Consider the following 21,511-nt stretch of genomic DNA (forward strand, 5'->3'; position numbering starts at 1 on the left):
GCGTCGATGCGGTCAGATATCGATCTCGACCGCATCGCCATGCAGCTCCATCAGCTCACGGCGCGCGGCGGCTTCGCCCTTGCCCATGAGCTTGGTGATGAGGCCTTCGGTGGCGGCAAAGTCCATGTCGCCCAGTTGCACGGGCAGCAGGCGGCGGGTGTCGGGGTTGAGCGTGGTTTCCCACAGCTGCTCGGCGTTCATCTCGCCCAGGCCCTTGAAGCGGCTGATCTGGCACTTCTCTTTCGGCACACCGTCCTTGGCGCACTTGTCGAGGATGGCAGTCAGTTCGCCATCGTCCAGCGCATACATCTTGGCGGCGGGCTTCTTGCCGCGCGCGGGTACATCCACGCGGAACAGCGGCGGGCGCGCCACGTAGATGTGACCGGTCTCGATGAGCTTGGGGAAGTGGCGGAAGAAGAGCGTGAGCAGCAGCACCTGGATGTGCGAGCCGTCCACGTCGGCGTCACTCAAGATGCAAACCTTGCCGTAGCGCAGGCCGCTCAAATCCGGCGTGTCGTTGGGGCCATGCGGGTCCACGCCGATGGCCACCGAGATGTCGTGGATTTCGTTGTTGGCAAACAGGCGGTCGCGCTCCACCTCCCAGGTGTTGAGCACCTTGCCGCGCAGCGGCAGGATGGCCTGGCTTTCCTTGTCGCGGCCCATCTTGGCGCTGCCGCCGGCCGAGTCGCCCTCGACCAGGAAGACTTCGTTGTGGGCGATGTCCTTGCTTTCGCAGTCGGTGAGCTTGCCGGGCAACACGGCCACGCCAGAGCCCTTGCGCTTTTCGACTTTCTGGCCCGCCTTCTGACGGGTTTGGGCAGCCTTGATGGCCAGCTCGGCCAGCTTCTTGCCGTATTCCACATGCTGGTTCAGCCAGAGTTCGAGCGCCGGGCGCACAAAGCCGCTCACCAGCCGCACCGCGTCGCGCGAGTTCAGGCGCTCCTTGATCTGGCCCTGGAACTGCGGGTCGAGCACTTTGGCACTGAGCACATAGCTGGCGCGCGCAAACACATCCTCGGGCAAAAGCTTCACGCCCTTGGGCAGCAGGCTGTGCAGCTCGATAAAGCTCTTGACGGCGTTGAACAGGCCGTCGCGCAGGCCGCTTTCGTGCGTGCCGCCCGCGCTGGTGGGAATCAGGTTGACGTAGCTCTCGCGAACCGGCTGGCCGTCTTCGGTGAAGGCCACGCACCAGGATGCGCCCTCGCCCTCGGCAAAACTCTCGTTGTTGCGGTCGGCAAAACCCTCGCCTTCAAACAGCGGGATCACCGGGTCGCCGTTGAGCGTCTGCATCAGATAGTCGCGCAGGCCGCCCTTGTACTGCCAGGTTTGCGTCTCGCGGGTCTTCTCGTTGACGAGCTGCACGGTGACGCCCGGCATCAGCACGGCCTTGCTGCGCAGCAGGTGGGTGAGCTCGCCCATGGGCAGCGCGCTGGACTCGAAATACTTGGCGTCGGGCCACACGCGCACCGAGGTGCCCTGCTTGCGCTCGCCGGCCTCCAGCGGCCGGGCGACCAGGGGTTCGATCACGTCGCCGGCCGAAAACACCAGGCGCGCCGCCTTGCCTTCGCGGTAGCTGGTGGCCTCCAGCCGGGTGGCCAAGGCGTTGGTCACACTCACGCCCACGCCGTGCAGGCCGCCGGAGAAGCTGTAGGCACCGCCCTTGCCCTTGTCGAACTTGCCGCCCGCATGCAGCCGGGTGAACACCAGTTCGATCACCGGGGCGTTTTCCTCGGGGTGCATGCCAAACGGAATGCCCCGGCCGTCGTCTTCTACGCTGACCGAGCCGTCGGCATGCAGCGTGACGCGGATCTTCTTGCCGTGCCCGGCCAGCGCCTCGTCGGCCGCGTTGTCCAGCACTTCCTGAACGATGTGCAGGGGGTTGTCGGTGCGGGTGTACATGCCCGGGCGTTGCTTGACGGGCTCCAGGCCCTTGAGCACGCGGATCGAGCCTTCGGAATATTCGCTGGCGGATGCAGAAGACGGTTTGGCAGACATGGGGCGGATTGTAGTGCGGCAACGCAGCAATAGCTGGATATAAAACCAGCTCCACCTTCGCCCCTGGTACCAACTGTATTGGTCCCCGGTGTATCAGCACGTTTCACGCAATCTGGCTACATTCCTGCGCATGCATACGAATCCTCCCAAACTGTCCATGTTCCAGGTGCTGGCCTGCGGCGCGGCCATCGTGACCCTGTCGATGGGCATCCGCCACGGCTTCGGGCTTTGGCTCTTGCCCATCACCCAGGAGATGGGCTGGACGCGCCAGTCGTTCGCACTGGCAATTGCCATCCAGAACCTGTCCTGGGGCCTGATCGGAATTTTTGCGGGCATGGTGGCCGACCGGTTTGGCGCGTTCCGCGTGCTGATGGGCGGTGCCGTGCTGTACGGCCTGGGCCTGGCGGGCATGGCACTGTCGCCCACGCCCACGCTGTTTGCACTGACGGCGGGCGTGCTGATTGGCGCAGCCCAGGCGGGCACCACCTACGCCGTGATCTACGGTGTGCTGGGGCGCCAGATTGCACCCGAACGCCGGTCCTGGGCCATGGGTGTGGCTGCTGCGGCAGGCTCGTTCGGCCAGTTCCTCATGGTGCCGGTGGAAGGCTGGCTGATTGCCGGACTGGGTTGGCAGCAGGCGCTGCTGGCGCTGTCCTTGATGGTGCTGCTCATCGTGCCGCTGGCCTTTGGGCTGCGCGAGCCCAACTTCGCGGGAGCGGCCCCGGTCAAGCGCGAGCAGACGATCCTGCAAGCGCTGGGCGAGGCGTTCCGCTACCCCAGTTTCAACCTGTTGATGGCGGGCTACTTCGTCTGTGGATTCCAGGTGGTGTTCATCGGCGTGCACATGCCCAGCTACCTCAAGGACCACGGCCTGTCGCCCCAGGTGGCCAGCTATGCACTGGCGCTGATTGGCCTGTTCAATGTGTTGGGCACCTATGTGGCCGGCACGCTGGGCCAGCGCATGCCCAAGCGGTTCATCCTTGCTTTTATCTACTTTGCGCGGGCTGCGGCCATCAGCGTGTTTTTGCTGGTGCCGCTGTCGCCGCTGTCGGTGTATGTGTTCTCGGCGGTGATGGGCACGCTGTGGCTATCGACCATCCCGCCCACCAACGCCACCATCGCGCAAATCTTTGGCGTGCAGCATCTGTCGATGCTGGGCGGCTTCGTGTTCTTCAGCCACCAGATCGGCAGCTTCCTGGGCGTGTGGCTGGGGGGCTATCTGTACGATGCGACGGGCAGCTACGATATCGTCTGGTACATCGCCATCGGCCTGGGTGTTTTTGCCGGGCTGGTAAACCTGCCGGTCCGGGAAAGCCCCATCCAGCGCGGCGCAGCCCAACCTGCCTGACCATCCCCTGCAAAGAACTTCTTCATGCCCACCGTCAGCGCATCCACCACCCCGCCCGGCAGCAGCGTGCCACGGGTATGGCGCTGGCTTGGCTGGATCACGGCGGTGGTGCTGTGCCTGGCGGTGTTTGGCATGTACACGGTGCCGGACTTCATGGTGATGCTGGCCGACCAGATGTGGGCGTGCTTCTAAGCCCGCGCCTCTCTCTTTCAAGTCTTTTTAGCCGCCAGCGCTTTATGGACAAGCGCTGATAGCTATATTTTCAATAGCACATGCACGGTAACGAAGCTCCCTCCGACTGGGTCCGCCGCTGGTCCCACCTGATTGCGCCGGGCAGCACGGTGCTCGACGTGGCTTGCGGCGCCGGGCGCCACCTGCGCTGGCTGCGCGGCCTGGGGCACTCCGTGGTGGGGGTGGACCGCTCTGCCGAGGCCCTGGCCGCTTGCGAGGGTCTGGGTGAACTGGTGCTGGCCGACATCGAGAGCGGCCCATGGCCCTTTGCAGGCCGCCAGTTTGGTGCCGTGGTGGTCACCAACTACCTGTGGCGGCCCCTGCTGGCCACCTTGGTGGAGAGCGTGGCCCCAGGCGGTGTGCTGATCTACGAGACCTTTGCACACGGCAACGAAACCGTAGGCCGCCCGGCCCGGCCGGAATTCCTGCTGCAGCCCGGAGAACTGCTGGCCGCCTGCACGGGACTGCGCACCGTGGCCTATGAAGACGGCTTCCAACAAAACCCCGACCGTTTCGTGCAACGCATCACGGCCGTGCGGGAACTCCCGCCGCCTGGGGGACCCTCACGACATCTTCTGCCCATGTGGGCTAGTTAGAATGCTCTTTTACCGTTTACCACTGCGGACATGACCTCTTCCTCCGTCGCTCTCACCGGCAGCATCGTCGCCCTCGTCACTCCCATGCACGAGGACGGTAGCGTGGACTACCCGGCCCTGCGCAAACTGATCGACTGGCACATTGCCGAAGGCACCGACTGCATCGGCGTGGTGGGCACCACGGGCGAGTCGCCCACCGTCAACGTCGAAGAACATTGCGAGATCATCCGCGTGGCCGTGGAGCAATCTGCCAAGCGCGTGCCCATCATGGCGGGCTGTGGCGCGAATTCGACCGCCGAAGCCATCGAGCTGGCCAAGTTCGCGCGCGGCGTGGGGGCCGACAGCCAGTTGCAGGTCGTGCCGTACTACAACAAGCCTACGCAAGAGGGCCAGTTCCAGCATTTCAAGGCGATTGCCGAAGCCACGGGCGACCTGCCCATCGTGCTGTACAACGTGCCCGGCCGCTCGGTGGCCGATATGCAGCACGACACCGTGCTGCGCCTGACCCAGGTGCCCGGCATCATCGGCATCAAGGAAGCCACCGGCAACATCGAACGCGCCCAGTGGCTCATCCGCGATGTGCCCCAGGGGTTTGGCGTGTATTCGGGCGACGACCCGACCGCTGTGGCGCTGATGCTGTGCGGCGGCCACGGCAACATCAGCGTGACGGCCAACGTCGCCCCGCGCCTGATGCACGAACTGTGTGTGGCTGCCCTGGCGGGCGATGCACGCCGGGCCATGGAAATACAGTTCAAGCTGATGCCGGTGCACAAGAACCTGTTTGTGGAAGCCAACCCCATCCCGGTCAAGTGGGCCATGGCCCGCATGGGCCTGTGCGGTGGCACCATGCGCCTGCCCATGACGCCGCTGACCACCAGCAACGAGGCTGTGGTCGAATCTGCGCTGCGCACCAGCGGCCTGATCTAATCCGGGCTGCGCCCGCTCCCCGAGACACTCTCCAAGGATTTCCGCGTGAAAGCTGCTACCACCCGCCTGAGCCTGTTGGCCCTTGCCATGGCCCTGTCTGCCTGTGCCGCCCTGGAGGGCGACAAGATCGACTACAAGAGCGCGACCAAAGGCTCGACCCTGGAAGTCCCGCCAGACCTGACCCAGCTGTCGCGCGATTCACGCTACAACGTCCCAGGCGGCACCGTGTCGGCCGCCGCCATGCAGGCTGGCCAGGCCGCACAGCCATCGGGCACCGCCAACGCTGCGGCCCTGCAACTGGGCGACGTGCGCATCGAGCGCGACGGCAACCAGCGCTGGCTGGTCGTCAATCGCCCGGCCGACAAGCTGTGGGAGCCCGTGCGCGACTTCTGGCAGGAAAGCGGCTTCAACCTGGCCCAGGCAGAGCCCAACGTGGGCATCATGGAAACCGACTGGGCTGAAAACCGGGCCAAGCTGCCTCAGGATTTCATCCGCTCGACCCTGGGCAAGCTGCTCGACTCGCTGTACTCCACCGGTGAACGCGACAAGTTCCGCACGCGCCTGGAGCGCAACGCCAACGGCGGCACCGAGATCTACATCACCCACCGCGGCATGATTGAGGTCTACGGCAACGTTTCCAAAGACAGCACCGTGTGGCAACCCCGCCCCTCCGACCCTGAACTCGAAACCGAATTCCTGCGCCGCCTGATGGTCAAGCTGGGCGTGAGCCAAGAGCAGTCCAAGGCAGTGGCTGCAGCCCCCGCCCCACGCGCTCAGTCGGCCCGCATGGCAACGGTAGACAACAAACCCGTGGTCCAGCTTGACGAGGGTTTTGACCGCGCCTGGCGCCGCATCGGCCTGGCCCTGGACCGCACCGGCTTCACGGTGGAAGACCGCAATCGCAATGAAGGCACCTACTTTGTGCGCTATGTGGCTCCCAATGCCGAGAAGAAGGAGCCAGGGTTCTTCGGCAAACTCTTCAGCTCGTCCAACGCCACACCTCCACTCAAGTACCGCATTCTGGTGCGCAGCCAAGGGGAGTCCACCACGGTATCGGTGCTCAACGAAGCCGGCGTCCCCGAATCGTCCGCCAATGCCGAGCGCATCGTCCGCGTGATTGCCGACGATCTGAAATAAGCGACGAACCGCGCACCTCTTCGCTCCCCCTGCCTGGGCCCGGGGCCCAGGCAACAGAGGTGCTGCGCGGCAAGCGCCTTCAACCACGACATGCTGCGTTTCAAGAACCTGGGTAGCGGCAGCACGGGCAACGCCACGGTGGTGGAAGGCAGCAGCGGCACACAGGTACGCCGCCTGCTGATCGATTGCGGATTCGGCATCCGGCAACTGCAGACCCGCCTGGCGCAAGCGCAGTTGCAGATCGAAGACCTGGATGCCGTCTTCATCACCCACGAACACTCGGACCACATCGGCTGTGCACTGGCCGTGGCCGTGCGCTACCGCATCCCGGTATGGATGAGCCAGGGCACCTATGCCGCCCTCGGAGCCCCCGACTTTGATGGCATGCTGCGCATCGCACACGACATGCAGGCTCTGGACCTCGGCACCTTCAGCGCCCTGCCCTTCACGGTGCCCCACGATGCGCGCGAGCCGCTGCAGCTGCGCTGCTCGGACGGCGCATCCCACCTGGGCGTGCTCACCGACCTCGGCCACGCCAGCGACCATGTTCTGCAGCAACTACAAGGCTGCCATGCGTTGATGATTGAAGCCAACCACGACCCCGCAATGCTCGAAGCATCCCGGTATCCGACCTTCTTGAAACGCCGCGTCGGGGGACCGTATGGGCACTTGGCCAATTTTGCGGCAGCCGACATCCTGCGTGCCATGCGACACCCTGGCCTTCAGCGTGTGGTGGCCGCCCACCTGAGCGCACAGAACAATGCACCCGGCCTCGCTCAACAGGCGCTAGGCCTTGCACTGGAGTGGCCCGCCGAGGAAATCACCGTCGCCAGCCCCACAGAGGGAACGCCCTGGCTGGCAGTTGCAGGATGAAGTGACTCCGGTCACGCCGCAAACGACCAACTCCGGGGAAGGAAAACGCACCCCAAAAGAAAAAGCCCCGACCTTGCGGTGCGGGGCTTTGGGTCGACAGCAGGTTTTGCAACCCGCTGCGGCCTGCAGCGAATTACTTGGCTGCGGAAGCGCCAGTAGCAGCGGTAGCAGCAGCGTCAGCGGCAGCCTTGGCAGCATCGGCAGCAGGTGCAGCAGCAGCCGAGGCAGCGTCGGAAGCGGCAGGAGCGGCTTCAGAAGCGGCAGGAGCTGGTGCTGGAGCTGGAGCTGGAGCTTCCACGGCAGCTGGTGCTGGAGCAGGAGCGGGCTCTTCCTTCTTGCCACAAGCGGCGAGTGCAGCAGCAGCGATCAGGGCGGCCAGAACGAGAGAGTTCTTCATTTCGATTTTCCTAGTTGGACAGACAGAATCTTGAAAAGCCACGGCGTCAGGCTTTTGGGAAGCCCCGGTACGCTTTGGCACAATGCGCTTGGCTTGCACCTTTTCGGCGCAGCCGCTGATTATATTGGTATTTAGTCAATACAGACTAACACTGACGAAACCTTTACGCCCAATTGACAAGGCGCAAAGCGCGCATTTGGCTCATAACCCCAGCGTCGATGCGGGGAAACCGGGCGTGCTTTTGCTGCGCACCCACTCATTGAGTGTCTCGCGCAGCAGCACACGGCGATCTGGTTCAAAGCCTGCAACCCCCACGCACCGCTCCGGGTCCAGCCGTTGCATCACCCAGTGCGGGGACCACAATGCACTTGGAATATCCAGGGGATCAGCCGCCGGGCTGCGACGGCAATTGATGATGTGGTCCCAGGTGCCCCGCCAACGCACAAAACGCGCGTGCCGACGGATCACATCATCGTAGCTGCACGCCAGCATGGTGAAACGCCGGCTTCCATGGGCCCAATCCTGCAAGGCCTCCACCACACTGCGTTCGCCCAGGGGCCAGTCATGGAAATTCGCATCGCTGATCACAATTTCCTTCCAGCCATCACGGGCGGCTGTGGCAATCGCGTCGCGCACCATTTGCTGAAACGCTTCACGGCTGCTGAAACGGCCCACCGGGAGATCGGGCGGCGAATCGGCGGAAGTGGCAGAAGTCTCGGTCACGGCGGTGTCTCCTGGGGTGCTTCGATCTATCCAGCCCAGACGTGGGCCCAGCCCGCATCACACCAGGACGACAGCAGCTCCAGCGCGTCGTCACTGGCGCGCGCAAGCTCGCGGGCGGTCAGCTGGCGTTCGTCAGCCAGGCGGCGCATTAGCGTTGCATCGCGGCCTGCCGCGCGGTAGCTCTCGCCATTGATGAACACATGGTGAGTGTCGTACATCATGCGGCTGCGGCGGTCCAGGCGCACCCCTTCCAGCATCACGCCTGTATCGCCGGGTTCGAACCACACATTCGGCTTGGGCTCAGTCAGATATTCCCCCAGTACGCGCTCCAAAACAAGGGGCTGCGCCAGTGCGCGGCTCAAAGCATCCCGCGCGAAGTCCTGCAAACCCGCCGGAATGGCCGCAGGTTGAGACACAGCTTCCTGCTGGGCATCGCGGTACAGCAGGGGCTTGTCTTGATCCGCAGCATCCTCGGCCAGGCGCACCAACAATTCCTGGCCCAATTCGGCGCGGGACGGCACCTTAAAGCCGATCGAATAAGTCATGCATTCGCCCTCGGCGATGCCATCGTGTGCATAACGCGGCGGCAGGTACAGCATGTCGCCCGGCTCCAGCAGGTACTCCTCTTCAGGCTCGAACTGCGCCAGCACTTTGAGTGGAATACCTTCGCGCAGCGTGAGATCCTTCTGGCGGCCAATGCGCCAACGACGCGTTCCGTGGGCCTGCAACAGAAAGACGTCGTAACTGTCGAAATGCGGGCCCACACCACCGCCGTCGGACGCATAACTGATCATGAGGTCATCAAGCCGCGCCTCCGGCACAAACCGGAACTGCTGCATCAGCGCATGCACGGCGTCGTTGTGCAGGTCAACGCCCTGCACCAGCAAAGTCCAATCAGGCTGCTGGAGCGCAGGCAGGGCACGCCTTTGAAAGGGTCCATGGCGCAGCTTCCACGCCCCTTTGGCCAGTTGCACGAGGCGGGACTCCACGCCCTCCTGGGCGGCCAGCGCGAACAGCTCCGACCGCAACACAGGGGGAGCAAACTGGGGAATGGCCTGGCGCACCAGCAAGGGCTTCTTCTGCCAATGGCGGCGCATGAACTGCTCGGGGGTCAGGCCACCGAGCAGGGTAAGGGGTTGCTGGATATCCATGGGAACTGGTCTGCCCCTTTGCGGAGCCGTTGGTCAAACTGCGACAATTCTCCTATGGAAATTACCCAACAATGTGTGGTCGCACTGACCTGGACACTGAAAGACACCCTTGGCGAAGAACTGGATGTGCTCGACGATCCCGTAGAGTTTCTGGTGGGGGGCGACGACCTTCTACCCCGCATCGAAGAGGCTCTTCAAGGCCACGGCCCCGGTGCCACGCTGGCATTGCACCTGGAGCCCGAAGATGCGTTTGGTGACTTCAACGACCAATTGCTGTTCCTGGAGCCACGCGATCTTTTTCCGGCAGAGATCGAAGAGGGAATGACGTTTGACGGCGCCGCGCTGCCCGAGGGCTGCAATCCCGATGCCCCCCGTACGGGGCTCTACACGGTCACGGAGATCTATCCGGAGCATGTGGTCCTGGATGGCAATCACCCGCTGGCGGGGATTGCGCTGCGCTTGCAGCTGACCGTACAGGCCGTGCGGGAAGCCACCGAAGAGGAAATTGGCCGGGGCAGCGCTGGCACAGGCTTTTTTCGGGTACAGCCGCAGGCGCCTGGCAGCAACCTGCTCCACTGAGCTGGCGAAAGGAAGGCCCTGGACGGTTGTTCAGAGCCTAGCCAAGCCCGCATGGTCGATTAAAGGCGTGAAATCTGGCCGTTGTACAGGCGTACACGGTCGCCAATGCGAAGATCGCCGGGGCTGCTTACGTCGTAGACGCGGTAGCCGCCGTGATCGAGTTGCACCGACAGGCGGTAGCCCTGTACTTCCTGGCTGTTGTTGCGGCCCTCAATGGCATTGCCTGCTACTGCGCCTCCAACAATGCCCACGCCGGTTGCGGCGGCACGACCGGAGCCCTTGCCAATCTGGTTGCCCAGAACACCACCCACCACGGCGCCGATCACAGCACCAGCCCCGGAGGTTTGGCCTTGCGACCGCCCCTGCAGCACTTCAATATTTGAAACCCGACCGTACTCCGTTCCGGCCGGATTGTTCGGGTAGGCCGGCGCCGTTTGGTAGCCGCCCGAGTAGCCCCCCGAATATTGTGGCGCAGGGGCCGATCGGTTGTGGCCGCAGGCGGTCAACGAGCCCACAAGGATCACGGCGCCAGCGATGGCGAAAGAACGGGTAATTTGCAGCATTTTCGTACTCCTAAAGTCAGGGGGTGCACACGGCTTGCAGGGAATCCAGCCTTGGTGCGCATACCTAGATTGGAACAACGCCCCAGCCCCCTGTCCCGTAGACGCAGGGGCTGCGCCTGCGTCAGTAACAAACCCATCCAAAGGTAAGCGGCGTCTTACAACCCCAACCTGCCCCGACCCCATTCAGCCCGGTGCTCAGGCCTTCCCGGTTGACCCGTAGCCACCCTCGCCTCGCTGCGTCGCTGCAAACTCAGTCACCACGTTGAACTGCGCCTGCACCACCGGAACGATCACCAGCTGTGCGAGCCGCTCCATGGGCTCCAGCGTGAATGCGGTGCCGCTGCGGTTCCAGGCGCTCACCATGAGCTGCCCCTGGTAGTCGCTGTCAATCAGGCCCACGAGATTGCCGAGCACGATGCCATGCTTGTGGCCCAGACCCGAGCGCGGCAGGATCAGCGCGGCGTACCCGGGGTCTTTGAGGTAGACGGCAATGCCCGTGGGCACCAGTTGCCAGGCATTCGGCTGCAGGGTGAGCGGAGCATCCAGGCAAGCGCGCAGGTCCAGGCCAGCACTGCCGGGGGTGGCATAGGTGGGCAATTGGTCCGCCATGCGCGGATCCAGAATCTTCACGTCAATCTTCACGGCTATTTCTTCTTTCCAGTTGTGCGCTGCTGGGCCACTTGCCGCAGCCGCTCCTGCAAGGGCTCCACGCCAGACGCGGCCCCGAAGGCTGCGGATGATAGGGCCTTGGGAGCCACGTCAATCAAACGCCCCAACCCCCACCAGGTGGCCGCCATGACCGCGAGCCCCGGCAAAGACCCTTGACTGAACATGAACAGCGCCACCCCGTGCAAGGCAATCAACACCAGCAGCACGGCGCGCACCGCACGCACAACGCCCAGCAAAGGCTTCAGAACCAGAGCGAGATCCGGCGGACCGGACTGGGGCGCCGGGCGCACCCCACCCGCCCCAGCGGGCTTCTGGGCGGTGGTGGAGCCAGGGGCTGGAGCTTGTACACCTCTGGCAGGTGCAGGCGCGGTCAGCCGTTCCACGTAGCGTGCAAAGTCGCCATCGGGCGGCGTATCCCATTCAGGCTTGGTGGCACCAGTCTTCATACGGCCTCCCGGCAAAGACCTCTAGGAACCCACAGGGGACAACCGCGCCGCAATCTCCCCGATCAGCTGCTGGGCCAGCACCCGCTTGGAAGCCCGGGGCAGCTCGCGGTGCCCTTGGGCGTCCACCAACAGCAGGGCATTGTCATCCTGCCCAAAGGTGGCAGGGCCAATGTTGCCCACCAGCAGCGGCACCCCTTTGCGCGCACGCTTGGCCGTGGCGTGGGTCAACAGATCATGGCTTTCGGCGGCAAAACCGACACAAAAGAGATCACCCTCCAGGGCATGCGATGACTTCGCCACCGTGGCCAGGATGTCGGGGTTCTCCACGAAACCCAGGGTCGGGGTCTGGCCCGATCCGTCTTTCTTGATTTTCTGGGAGGACTGGCTGGCGGGCCGCCAGTCCGCAACGGCAGCGGTGGCAACGAACACCGACGCCGCCTGCACATGGCGCTGTACAGCCGCCAGCATCTCCTGGGCCGACTGCACATTCACACGCTGCACCCCACGTGGCGTGGGCACATGCACAGGCCCAGCGACCAAAGTGACTTCGGCACCGGCCTCGCGGGCCGCACGGGCAATGGCAAAACCCATCTTTCCGCTCGAGAGGTTGGTGATGCCACGCACGGGATCGATCGCCTCAAAAGTGGGCCCCGCCGTCACCAGCACCTTGCGCCCCGCCAGGACCTTGGGCGCGAAGAAGGCAATCAACTCTTCCAGCAGCTCCACAGGCTCAAGCATGCGGCCATCGCCAGTATCGCCACAAGCCTGGTCTCCGTTGCCCACACCCAGCACCACCGCGCCATCCTGCGCCACCTGGGCCAGGTTGCGCTGCGTGGCCGGATGGGCCCACATCTCGCGGTTCATGGCCGGAGCCAGCAGCAACGGCACCCGCTGCGCAGGGCGGGCCAGGCACAGCAAGCTGAGCAGCTCATCCGCCCTGCCCTGCACCAGCCGCGCGATGAAATCGGCGCTACATGGCGCTATCAGGATCGCGTCGGCCTCACGGCTCAGGTTGATGTGGGGCATGTTGTTGGGCTCGCGCGCATCCCACTGCGAGCCGTACACCGTGCGGCCAGACAGCGCCTGCATGGTGACTGGCGTGATGAATTGTTCAGCCGCCTCGGTCATCACCACCTGCACGGTGGCCCCCTCCTTGATGAGCTGGCGGCACAGATCAGCCGCCTTGTAGCAAGCCACGCCCCCGCTCAGACCCAGAACAATGTGTTTGCCAACAAGCTCATTCATGGGGCGAATTTAGCAGACGGGGGTGACCCTGCCCGGGTGTCGCCGGGGTGCCATCTATAATCCAAATTTCCCACCACCAGGAGACCTCTCGCGAGAGGCCCCCTTCAGACATGACCAAATTTGTCTTCGTCACCGGCGGTGTGGTGTCTTCCCTCGGTAAGGGAATCGCCTCAGCCTCCCTTGCCGCGATCCTCGAATCGCGGGGACTCAAAGTCACCCTCATCAAGCTTGACCCCTACATCAACGTAGACCCGGGCACCATGTCGCCGTTTCAGCACGGCGAGGTTTTCGTGACCGACGACGGCGCAGAAACCGACCTGGATCTGGGCCACTACGAGCGTTTCATCGAAACGCGCATGAAGAAAACCAACAACTTCACCACGGGCAAGATTTACCAGTCCGTGCTGGAGAAGGAACGCCGCGGCGACTACCTGGGCAAGACCGTGCAGGTCATTCCCCACGTCACCAACGAAATCCAGGAATTCATCAAGCGCGGCGCTGGCATCGGCACGCCCGATGCCGTGGATGTGGCCATTGTCGAAATCGGCGGTACCGTGGGTGACATCGAATCGCTGCCGTTCCTGGAAGCCGTGCGCCAGATGAGCCTGCGCATGGGCCCGAACAACGCAGCCTTCGTGCACCTGACCTACCTGCCCTGGATCGCGGCAGCGGGCGAGCTCAAGACCAAGCCCACGCAGCACACGGTGCAGAAGCTGCGCGAGATCGGCATCCAGGCCGACGCCCTGCTGTGCCGCGCCGACCGCCGGATCCCTGAAGAAGAGCGCGCCAAGATCTCGCTGTTCACCAACGTGCCCGAATGGGGCGTGATCAGCATGTGGGACGTGGACACCATCTACAAGGTGCCCCGGATGTTGCACGAACAGGGCCTCGATGGCCTGATCTGCGACAAGCTGCGTCTGAACACCCCACCCACCAGCCTCAAGCGCTGGGACGACCTGGTGTACGAAACCGAACACCCCCAGGGCGAAGTCACCATCGCCATGGTCGGCAAGTATGTGGACCTGTCGGACAGCTACAAGTCGGTGAACGAGGCCCTGCGCCACGCGGGCATGCGCAACCATGTGCGCGTGAAGATCGACCATGTCGATTCCGAGACCATCGACAGCGCCGACGCGGCCGCCAAGCTGGCCAAGTACGACGCCATCCTGGTGCCCGGCGGCTTCGGCCAGCGTGGCGTGGAAGGAAAGATCGCCACGGCGCAGTTTGCCCGCGAACGCAAGGTGCCCTACCTGGGCATCTGCCTGGGCATGCAGGTGGCCACCATCGAATACGCCCGCCATGTGGCAGGCCTGGCCAACGCCAACAGCACCGAGTTCGACCCCACCACGCCCCACCCCGTGATCGCACTGATCACCGAGTGGAAGGATGCAGACGGCACCATCAAGAAGCGCGATGAAAACTCGGACCTGGGCGGCACCATGCGCCTGGGCGCGCAGAGCTCGGACGTGTCCAAGGACACGCTGGCCCACAGCATCTACGGCGACGTGGTGACCGAGCGCCACCGCCACCGCTACGAAGCCAACGTGAACTACCTGGACCAGCTGCGCAAGGCGGGCCTGGTGATCTCGGCGCTGACCCAGCGTGAAGAACTCACCGAAATCGTGGAGCTGCCGCAAACCGTTCACCCCTGGTTCATCGGCGTGCAGTTCCACCCCGAGTTCAAGTCCACGCCCTGGAACGGCCACCCGCTGTTCAACGCCTTCATCAAGGCCGCAGTGGAACACCAGCAAGCCGCAAAAAAAGCATAAGGGGACTCAAGCATGCAGCTGTGCGGATTCAACGTTGGCCTGGACCAGCGCTTTTTCCTGATCGCAGGCACCTGCTCCATTGAAGGCCTGGAGATGTCGCTCGACGTCGCGGGCCAGCTCAAGGAAGCCTGCGCGCCGCTGGGCATTCCGCTGATCTACAAGGGCTCGTTCGACAAGGCCAACCGCTCCTCCGGCACCAGCAAGCGCGGCGTCGGCATCGACTCTGGCCTCAAGATCCTTGATGAAGTGCGCCGCCAGCTGCAGCTGCCCATCCTGACCGACGTGCACGACACCTCGCATGTGGCCGAGGTGGCGAGCGTGGTCGATGTGCTGCAAACGCCTGCCTTCCTATGCCGCCAAACGGATTTCATCCGCGCCGTGGCGCAAAGCGGCAAGCCAGTCAACATCAAAAAGGGCCAGTTTCTCGCGCCCTGGGACATGAAGAACGTCATCGACAAGGCCCGGTCTGCAGCTGCCGAAGTGGGCCTGTCGGAAGACCGCTTCCTGGCCTGCGAGCGCGGTGTGAGCTTTGGCTACAACAACCTCGTCGCAGACATGACCAGCTTGGCAGAAATGCGCAACTCCGGCGCCCCTGTGGTGTTCGACGTGACCCACTCGGTGCAAAAGCCCGGCGGCCTGGGCGCCGTGAGTGGTGGGGCGCGCGACATGGTGCCTGTGCTGGCCCGCGCCGGTGTCGCCGTGGGCGTGGCGGGGCTGTTCATGGAAACCCACCCCAAGCCCGCCGAGGCCTGGTCGGACGGCCCCAACGCCGTGCCGCTCAAGCACATGAAGGCGCTGCTGGAGACCTTGGTGGCTCTGGACGATGTCACCAAGAAAAACGGATTCCTCGAAAACAACTTTGGAGCTTGAGACATGAGCAGTGGTTACGTCATCGCATCCGTCACCGTCACCAACCCTGAGCAGTACGAAGAGTACAAAAAGTGGAGCACGCTGGCCATGCAGACGCACGGCGCCGAGGTGTGCATTCGCGGCGGCAAGGTGGAAGTGCTGGAAGGCGACTGGAATCCCGGTCGCACCGTGTTGCTCAAGTTCCCGAGCTTCGAGGCCGCGCGCGCCTTCTACGACACGCCCGAATACCAGAAAGCCAAAGCCGCACGCGAAGGCGCAGCCGTCATGCGCATGGTGTGCGTCGAGGGCGTCTGATCCGGCATGCCCGATCAGCTCATTAATTAATAGCTGCTAGCGCTTGATAGACAAGCGCTAGAGCCCGATTTGATTTAAAACTTCTGCAAAAGGAAAACCATGAGTGCCATCGTTGACATCGTCGGTCGCGAAATTCTGGACAGCCGCGGCAACCCCACCGTCGAATGCGACGTGTTGCTCGAATCGGGCGTGATGGGCCGGGCCGCCGTGCCGTCGGGCGCATCCACCGGCAGCCGCGAAGCCATTGAAATGCGCGACGGCGACAAGGGCCGCTACCTGGGCAAGGGTGTGCTCAAGGCGGTCGAGTACATCAACACCGAGATCAGCGAAGCCGTGCTGGGCCTGGACGCCTCCGAGCAGGCCTTTTTGGACAAGACCCTGATCGACCTCGATGGCACCGAGAACAAGAGCCGCCTGGGCGCCAACGCCATGCTGGCCGTGTCGATGGCCGTGGCCCGCGCGGCCGCCGAAGAGTCCGGCCTGCCCCTGTACCGCTACCTGGGCGGCATGGGCAGCGTGCAATTGCCCGTGCCCATGATGAACGTGATCAACGGCGGCGCACACGCCAACAACAGCCTGGACCTGCAAGAGTTCATGATCATCCCCGTGGGCGCTCCCACGTTCCGTGAAGCCGTGCGCTGGGGCGCCGAAGTGTTCCACGCGCTCAAGAAGATCCTGCACGACAAGGGCATCAGCACCGCCGTGGGTGACGAAGGCGGCTTTGCCCCCAGCGTTGAAAACCACGAAGCAGCCATCCGCCTCATCCTGCAAGCCATTGAAGCCGCTGGCTACACGGCGGGCGAGCAGATCGCCCTGGGCCTGGACTGCGCCGCGAGCGAGTTCTACAAGGACGGCCACTACGTGCTGGAAGGCGAAGGCGGCCTCAAGCTGACTGCGCAGCAATGGACGGACATGCTGGCGGCCTGGGTGGACAAGTACCCGATCATCAGCATCGAAGACGGCATGCACGAAGGCGACTGGGACGGCTGGAAACACCTGACCGAACGCCTGGGCGACAAGGTGCAGCTGGTGGGTGACGACCTGTTCGTGACCAACACCAAGATCCTGAAGGAAGGCATCGACAAGCGCATTGCCAACTCGATCCTGATCAAGATCAACCAGATCGGTACGCTGACCGAAACCTTTGCCGCCATCGAGATGGCCAAGCGCGCAGGCTATACCGCCGTGATCTCGCACCGCTCGGGCGAAACCGAAGACAGCACCATTGCCGACATCGCCGTGGGCACCAACGCAGGCCAGATCAAGACCGGCTCGCTGAGCCGCTCGGACCGTATCGCCAAATACAACCAGCTGCTGCGCATTGAGGAAGACCTGGGTGAAATCGCTCAGTACCCCGGCCGCGCTGCGTTCTATAACCTGCGCTGATCCCCATCCAGCCCGAGCGAGCCATGGGCTCCCGCCTTGTGCCTGTGATCCTGCTGGCTCTGCTGGCAGCGCTGCACGCCCAGCTCTGGCTCGGGCGGGGCAGCGTGCCGCGCGTCAACGAGATGCAGCGGCAAATCGATGTGCAAAAGGCGGCCAATGACCAGGCCAAGCTGGCCAACGAGCGCTTGTCGTCCGAGGTGCATGACCTCAAGGAAGGGCTCGACATGGTGGAAGAAAAGGCGCGCAGCGAACTGGGCATGGTCAAGCCCAACGAGGTCTACGTGCAGTTCACGCCACGCTGAGTCCTTGTGCTCGCCCCTCCGGGGTTCAGTGCCCCGGTCCCCAAAAGCCGCCCGTCGGATGTCTTGATGGTGGACTGGGGACGACGCCCCACCTTCTGCCCCCCCCTGCCACCGTGCCCTTCCCGCCCACCCTTGTTCTCCTCGGCGCGCCCGGCACCGGGGCCCAGGCGCTGCGCGATGCGCTCCACGCGCAACTTGCCCCCGGCTCCGCGCAAATTCTCTGCAACCCTGGCCTGCCCTCTGAGGGGGCCGTGGATGCCAGCCTGATTCTGCTCATGGGGCTGGATCTGCCCTGCCCCACCAGCGAGCGGGCCGCACAGGAAGCCGCCGATGCACGTTTGCGTGCGGATCTGACCCAGGTGGGTATGGGCTATCGCGTTGTGTATGGCCACGGTGAGCAGCGCATTGCCAATGCGCTGAATGCTATAAAAAACATAGCTTCTAGCACATACCCATCAAGCGCCAGAGGCAATTTCGATTCAGATTCTGGCTCCAGTACCCGGACAGCGCCCCGCCTGCGCGCCTGGAACTGCGAAAAATGCAGTGATCCCGAATGCGAACACCTACTCTTCACTGCACTGATGGGGCGGGATACAGGCGCCACCTAAAACCCGCGACCCGAGGCATATCCCCAAAAAACGTGGAGGGGATGGAGGTCGAGGGATGAGATCAGGCCTGCTGCACCAGACCGCGCTTGAGCTCCTTGAGCAGCAGCACCACCTGGCTGGAGCCATAGCGGTAGCCGCCATGGAGCACCTGCACGGCCTTGTCCCACTCACCCTGCTGGGCCAGCTCCACCAGCATCGCGGCCTGTTCGTGGAAATACTGGTGGCGTGCCATCAGCACCGCATACGCAGGCTGGTCGCCCAGCAATTCACCGCCCACCCCATGCAGCCAGCGCCCGAGGGCACCCCGGTCACTGCGGCGCACCTCCGCAGGGTCCAGGCCCTCGGTGGTACGGCCTTCCAGGTAATCCATGAGATGGGTTTTCCAGCGCTCGTGGGCATTGATGGCGGCGTCGATGTCAAGGGCCGCCAGCACGGTGTCCGCGCGCAGCGAATCCTGCGCGCCGGAAGCCCGGCTGCTGTCGCACAGCTCCAGTGAAGGCACAGCCTCTTGCCCCCGGCCCCCCCCAAACACACGGCGTAGTAACCCCATAGCTCCTCTTGCACTTGCAGCACCACACCAAGAAAGCGGTGCGGCTGCGGGCCTGCCCCTGGGGCGGCCTTGCAGAGAACCTGCCGTGTGGAAGGCGACATCTTAGGGGCGCACAGCGTGATAAAGCGCGTGCGATTGTCAACGATGGTCATCCGCCCGGCAGTCGGCTGGCCCGTGGAGCGCAGGCAGCCGTGGCTGCGACGGGCGCCGGAAGACCTACCGGATGCCCTACTGGATGCCGGTAGGTCCCGGCGGCTGGCTGACGGTGGGTGGCACAAAAATCTGCGCGGCATCGACCGCGTCAAAGCGGTACTGCTGCCCGCAGAACTCGCAGCCCACCTCGATGTCTTCGCGTTCGGAGAGGATGCTCTCGGCTTCTTCGACGCCCAGGTTGCGCAGCATGTTGCTCACACGTTCACGGCTGCAGGTGCAGGCAAACCGCGGGCCGCTGGCGCCCTGCTGGGGCTCGAAGCGCAGCAGCTTTTCCTCCCAGAACAGGCGGCGCAGGATGGTGTCCACGTCCAGGTTCAGCAGCTCTTCGCGCGTGAGGCTGGCAGCCAGGTGGGCGATCCGGTTGTAGTCTTCGTTGTGGCCGATCTGGTCTTCGTTCTCGCGGTGCGTGAGGCCTGCGGCCAAATTGCCCTCGCCCTTGATCGGCATGCGCTGGATCAACAGGCCCGCAGCCACCTGGTCATTGGCGCCCAGCACCAGGATGGTGTCCAGCTGCTCGGACTGCAGCATGTAGTGCTGCAACACGTCGGACAGACGCTCCAGCTTCTCGTGGCGGTCGCCATACAGCGGCACCACGCCCTGGTAGGGCTGCTGGCCTGGGTGGCGGTCCTTGGGATCGAGCGTGATCGCGCAGCGGCCGCCACCGCCCACATTCACCATCTGGCTCAGGGCTGCGCCCTCTGGCACCTCGCTGTTCACGGTGGCCGTGGCACGCAGGCTCAGGTCCGACTGCACTTCGGCCACGGCGAGCTTTACGGGGCCATCGCCAAACACCTGCAACACCAGTGCGCCATTGAACTTGATGTTGGACTGCATGAGCACACCGGCGGCGGCCATCTCGCCCAGCAGCTCGCTCACGGGCGCAGGGTAGGCACCCGTGCTGGTGTTGCTGGCGCGGCGGCGCAGGATTTCGGTCCAGGCATCGGTCAGGCGCACGATCATGCCGCGCACGGGCAGGCCGTCGAAAAGAAACTTGTGGAGTTCAGACACGCAGGGGTTCCAGGAGAAAAGTGGACGGCAGCAACGAAAAAAAGGTTGCCGCCGCTCAGGCGAGCTTGTGCAGGCCGCTGTGATAGCGGCGCGCGTTGTCGATGTAGTGCTGGGCGCTCTGGCGCAGGCCTTCAATCTGCTCGGGAGTCAGTTCGCGCACTGCCTTGGCAGGGCTGCCGATGATCATGGAGCCATCCGGGAACTCCTTGCCCTCGGTCACCAGCGCGCCCGCGCCCACCAGGCAATGCTTGCCGATCTTGGCGCCGTTGAGCACCACGGCGCCAATGCCGATGAGTGATTCGTCGCCGATGGTGCAGCCGTGCAGCATGACCTGGTGGCCCACCGTCACACGCTCACCCACCACCAGGGGCTTGCCGATGTCTGCATGCAAGACACTGGCATCCTGGATGTTGGAGCCAGCGCCGATGGTGATCGTCTCGGTATCGCCGCGGATCACCGTGCCGAACCAGACGCTGGCGTCTTCGCCCAGCACCACATTGCCCATCACTTGGGCACTGTCCGCCACCCAGGCCGATGCCGCCAACTGGGGCACCATGCCATCGAGTTCGTAAATCGCCATGCACCACTCCAAAAAAGAGGAAAGGCCAGCGTTTGCACAGGCCCAGGGAAGTCGCCAGACGTTACAAAGCGTGCGCCGTGTTCCGCATGGCAGGGCCTAGAATTGTAAGGATGGAGCTTCGCCACCGTGCACTGCAGGTCTTGTGCCTTGCAGACCCTGAACAAAAAGCGGCCGCAGCGCTTGACCTGCAAGCGCAATCAGCTACTCTTTCGATAGCAAAACAATCCCCCACTCCCCCATCCGACGCCAGTGCACTGCCTGGCCGTCCCGAGCGGCCGGAGCTGCTTCGCCATACCGACGTCGCCCGCCGTTCGCCGGCCACTCCACAGGGGCGCGCCATTCTGATCCACGCCATTGCGCACATCGAGTTCAACGCCATCAATCTGGCACTCGACGCGGTATGGCGCTTTGACGGCATGCCCCGCAGCTACTACACCGACTGGATGCTGGTCGCTGGGGAAGAAGCCCGGCACTTTCGCCTGTTGCGCGATCACCTGCGCAGCCAGGGCCATGAATATGGCGACTTCCCGGCCCACCAGGGCCTGTGGACGATGTGCGAGAAGACCCAGCACGACATCCTGGCCCGCATGGCGCTGGTGCCGCGCACCCTGGAGGCGCGCGGGCTGGACGCCACGCCGCAGATTCAGGCCAAGTTGCGCCAAGTGGGTACGCCCGATGCGCTGGCCGCCGTGGGCATTCTCGACACCATCCTGCGCGACGAGGTGGGCCATGTGGCCATCGGCAACCACTGGTACCGCTGGCTGTGCGAGCGCCAGGGGGTAGACCCTGAAGCCCACTACGGCACCCTGGTCAAGCAGTACGAAGCCCCGCGCCTGAAACCCCCGTTCAACGAAGCCGCCCGCCGCAAGGCCGGGTTCACTGACAACGAGCTGCGCTGGCTCCAGCAGATCTGACATGGCTTGCGCAAAACAGGGCTCCGTCAAGCGGCCAGTCCCAAGGCGAGAAGGCTGGCGCTTCCCGATGTATGCAAGCCCTGTCTGAATTCCTGGTTACAGCGCGCGCCCGCAGCGGCTCCTACAATTTGCCGCGC

General features: G+C 64.0%; 25 protein-coding genes. 14 read left to right on the plus strand and 11 right to left on the minus strand.

Features of this window, described 5'->3' with window-relative positions:
• Positions 1–12: 12 nt before the first annotated feature.
• The gene (locus EXV95_RS08695) at positions 13–1,995 is read right to left on the minus strand and encodes a DNA topoisomerase IV subunit B (protein WP_176886537.1); all 1,983 of its coding nucleotides are present in this window, start codon (positions 1,993–1,995) and stop codon (positions 13–15) included.
• Between the two features lie 130 nt (positions 1,996–2,125).
• On the opposite strand from EXV95_RS08695, the gene EXV95_RS08700 reads away from it, so the two are divergent.
• From EXV95_RS08700 to EXV95_RS08725, 6 genes are all read left to right on the plus strand, one after another.
• Positions 2,126–3,343: an MFS transporter gene (locus EXV95_RS08700; RefSeq protein WP_176886538.1), complete on the plus strand. Its 1,218-nt coding sequence runs from the start codon at positions 2,126–2,128 to the stop codon at positions 3,341–3,343.
• A 24-nt stretch (positions 3,344–3,367) separates the two neighbouring features.
• A complete protein-coding gene (locus EXV95_RS08705) occupies positions 3,368–3,535 on the plus strand; it encodes a hypothetical protein (protein ID WP_176886539.1) in 168 nt (55 codons plus the stop codon).
• A gap of 80 nt (positions 3,536–3,615) precedes the next feature.
• Entirely contained in the window at positions 3,616–4,170 is a 555-nt protein-coding gene (locus tag EXV95_RS08710) for a bifunctional 2-polyprenyl-6-hydroxyphenol methylase/3-demethylubiquinol 3-O-methyltransferase UbiG (RefSeq protein ID WP_176886540.1), read from the plus strand.
• Positions 4,171–4,200: 30 nt separating this feature from the next.
• A complete protein-coding gene (gene dapA, locus EXV95_RS08715; RefSeq protein WP_121505839.1) occupies positions 4,201–5,097 on the plus strand; it encodes a 4-hydroxy-tetrahydrodipicolinate synthase in 897 nt (298 codons plus the stop codon).
• 45 nt (positions 5,098–5,142) lie between these two features.
• A complete protein-coding gene (gene bamC, locus EXV95_RS08720) occupies positions 5,143–6,234 on the plus strand; it encodes an outer membrane protein assembly factor BamC (RefSeq protein ID WP_176886541.1) in 1,092 nt (363 codons plus the stop codon).
• A 90-nt stretch (positions 6,235–6,324) separates the two neighbouring features.
• Positions 6,325–7,107 (plus strand): MBL fold metallo-hydrolase, encoded by a 783-nt coding sequence (locus tag EXV95_RS08725; RefSeq protein ID WP_176886542.1) that lies wholly within the window; start codon positions 6,325–6,327, stop codon positions 7,105–7,107.
• A 133-nt stretch (positions 7,108–7,240) separates the two neighbouring features.
• Here the strand turns inward: EXV95_RS08725 and EXV95_RS08730 are convergent, their stop codons facing one another.
• From EXV95_RS08730 to EXV95_RS08740, 3 genes are all read right to left on the minus strand, one after another.
• Positions 7,241–7,504, minus strand: a complete 264-nt coding sequence (locus tag EXV95_RS08730; RefSeq protein ID WP_081474651.1) for a hypothetical protein — start codon at positions 7,502–7,504, stop codon at positions 7,241–7,243.
• Positions 7,505–7,705: 201 nt separating this feature from the next.
• Positions 7,706–8,143, minus strand: a complete 438-nt coding sequence (locus EXV95_RS08735; protein WP_370460262.1) for a hypothetical protein — start codon at positions 8,141–8,143, stop codon at positions 7,706–7,708.
• A 110-nt stretch (positions 8,144–8,253) separates the two neighbouring features.
• Positions 8,254–9,378, minus strand: a complete 1,125-nt coding sequence (locus tag EXV95_RS08740) for a cupin domain-containing protein (protein ID WP_176886544.1) — start codon at positions 9,376–9,378, stop codon at positions 8,254–8,256.
• Positions 9,379–9,432: 54 nt separating this feature from the next.
• On the opposite strand from EXV95_RS08740, the gene EXV95_RS08745 reads away from it, so the two are divergent.
• Positions 9,433–9,957: a peptidylprolyl isomerase gene (locus EXV95_RS08745; RefSeq protein ID WP_121420676.1), complete on the plus strand. Its 525-nt coding sequence runs from the start codon at positions 9,433–9,435 to the stop codon at positions 9,955–9,957.
• Positions 9,958–10,016: 59 nt separating this feature from the next.
• Here EXV95_RS08745 and EXV95_RS08750 read toward each other — a convergent pair whose 3' ends face one another.
• The 4 genes from EXV95_RS08750 to coaBC all read right to left on the minus strand — a co-directional run bounded on the left by EXV95_RS08750 (position 10,017) and on the right by coaBC (position 12,880).
• On the minus strand, positions 10,017–10,520 hold the full coding sequence (locus EXV95_RS08750) for a glycine zipper 2TM domain-containing protein (protein WP_176886545.1): 504 nt from the start codon (positions 10,518–10,520) through the stop codon (positions 10,017–10,019).
• 195 nt (positions 10,521–10,715) lie between these two features.
• Positions 10,716–11,162, minus strand: a complete 447-nt coding sequence (dut, locus tag EXV95_RS08755; RefSeq protein WP_176886546.1) for a dUTP diphosphatase — start codon at positions 11,160–11,162, stop codon at positions 10,716–10,718.
• A 2-nt stretch (positions 11,163–11,164) separates the two neighbouring features.
• Positions 11,165–11,635: a hypothetical protein gene (locus tag EXV95_RS24880; RefSeq protein WP_228899421.1), complete on the minus strand. Its 471-nt coding sequence runs from the start codon at positions 11,633–11,635 to the stop codon at positions 11,165–11,167.
• Positions 11,636–11,656: 21 nt separating this feature from the next.
• Positions 11,657–12,880 carry a bifunctional phosphopantothenoylcysteine decarboxylase/phosphopantothenate--cysteine ligase CoaBC gene (gene coaBC, locus EXV95_RS08765; protein ID WP_176886547.1) on the minus strand — a complete coding sequence of 408 codons (1,224 nt, stop codon included), beginning with the start codon at positions 12,878–12,880 and terminating at the stop codon, positions 11,657–11,659.
• 110 nt (positions 12,881–12,990) lie between these two features.
• On the opposite strand from coaBC, the gene EXV95_RS08770 reads away from it, so the two are divergent.
• The 6 genes from EXV95_RS08770 to EXV95_RS08795 all read left to right on the plus strand — a co-directional run bounded on the left by EXV95_RS08770 (position 12,991) and on the right by EXV95_RS08795 (position 18,109).
• Positions 12,991–14,649, plus strand: a complete 1,659-nt coding sequence (locus EXV95_RS08770; protein ID WP_108496941.1) for a CTP synthase — start codon at positions 12,991–12,993, stop codon at positions 14,647–14,649.
• Between the two features lie 12 nt (positions 14,650–14,661).
• Positions 14,662–15,519: a 3-deoxy-8-phosphooctulonate synthase gene (gene kdsA / locus EXV95_RS08775; RefSeq protein ID WP_176886548.1), complete on the plus strand. Its 858-nt coding sequence runs from the start codon at positions 14,662–14,664 to the stop codon at positions 15,517–15,519.
• 3 nt (positions 15,520–15,522) lie between these two features.
• On the plus strand, positions 15,523–15,813 hold the full coding sequence (locus EXV95_RS08780) for a DUF1330 domain-containing protein (RefSeq protein WP_176886549.1): 291 nt from the start codon (positions 15,523–15,525) through the stop codon (positions 15,811–15,813).
• A 99-nt stretch (positions 15,814–15,912) separates the two neighbouring features.
• Positions 15,913–17,199 (plus strand): phosphopyruvate hydratase, encoded by a 1,287-nt coding sequence (eno, locus tag EXV95_RS08785; protein ID WP_055400881.1) that lies wholly within the window; start codon positions 15,913–15,915, stop codon positions 17,197–17,199.
• Between the two features lie 23 nt (positions 17,200–17,222).
• Complete coding sequence (locus EXV95_RS08790) at positions 17,223–17,501, plus strand: septum formation initiator family protein (protein ID WP_121420682.1); 279 nt, start codon at positions 17,223–17,225, stop codon at positions 17,499–17,501.
• Positions 17,502–17,614: 113 nt separating this feature from the next.
• Complete coding sequence (locus EXV95_RS08795; RefSeq protein ID WP_176886550.1) at positions 17,615–18,109, plus strand: hypothetical protein; 495 nt, start codon at positions 17,615–17,617, stop codon at positions 18,107–18,109.
• A 61-nt stretch (positions 18,110–18,170) separates the two neighbouring features.
• On the opposite strand, the gene EXV95_RS08800 is transcribed toward EXV95_RS08795, so the two are convergent.
• From EXV95_RS08800 to EXV95_RS08810, 3 genes are all read right to left on the minus strand, one after another.
• On the minus strand, positions 18,171–18,659 hold the full coding sequence (locus tag EXV95_RS08800) for a CZB domain-containing protein (RefSeq protein ID WP_176886551.1): 489 nt from the start codon (positions 18,657–18,659) through the stop codon (positions 18,171–18,173).
• Positions 18,660–18,887: 228 nt separating this feature from the next.
• Positions 18,888–19,880 carry an Hsp33 family molecular chaperone HslO gene (locus tag EXV95_RS08805; RefSeq protein ID WP_176886552.1) on the minus strand — a complete coding sequence of 331 codons (993 nt, stop codon included), beginning with the start codon at positions 19,878–19,880 and terminating at the stop codon, positions 18,888–18,890.
• 55 nt (positions 19,881–19,935) lie between these two features.
• Positions 19,936–20,460 (minus strand): gamma carbonic anhydrase family protein, encoded by a 525-nt coding sequence (locus EXV95_RS08810; RefSeq protein WP_055398609.1) that lies wholly within the window; start codon positions 20,458–20,460, stop codon positions 19,936–19,938.
• A 110-nt stretch (positions 20,461–20,570) separates the two neighbouring features.
• Here EXV95_RS08810 and EXV95_RS08815 point away from each other — a divergent pair, with 110 nt between their 5' ends.
• Positions 20,571–21,374 carry a ferritin-like domain-containing protein gene (locus EXV95_RS08815; protein ID WP_176886553.1) on the plus strand — a complete coding sequence of 268 codons (804 nt, stop codon included), beginning with the start codon at positions 20,571–20,573 and terminating at the stop codon, positions 21,372–21,374.
• The last annotated feature ends 137 nt before the right edge of the window (positions 21,375–21,511 follow it).

Source organism: Acidovorax sp. JMULE5, assembly GCF_013376875.1.
GTDB lineage: Bacteria > Pseudomonadota > Gammaproteobacteria > Burkholderiales > Burkholderiaceae_C > Acidovorax > Acidovorax facilis.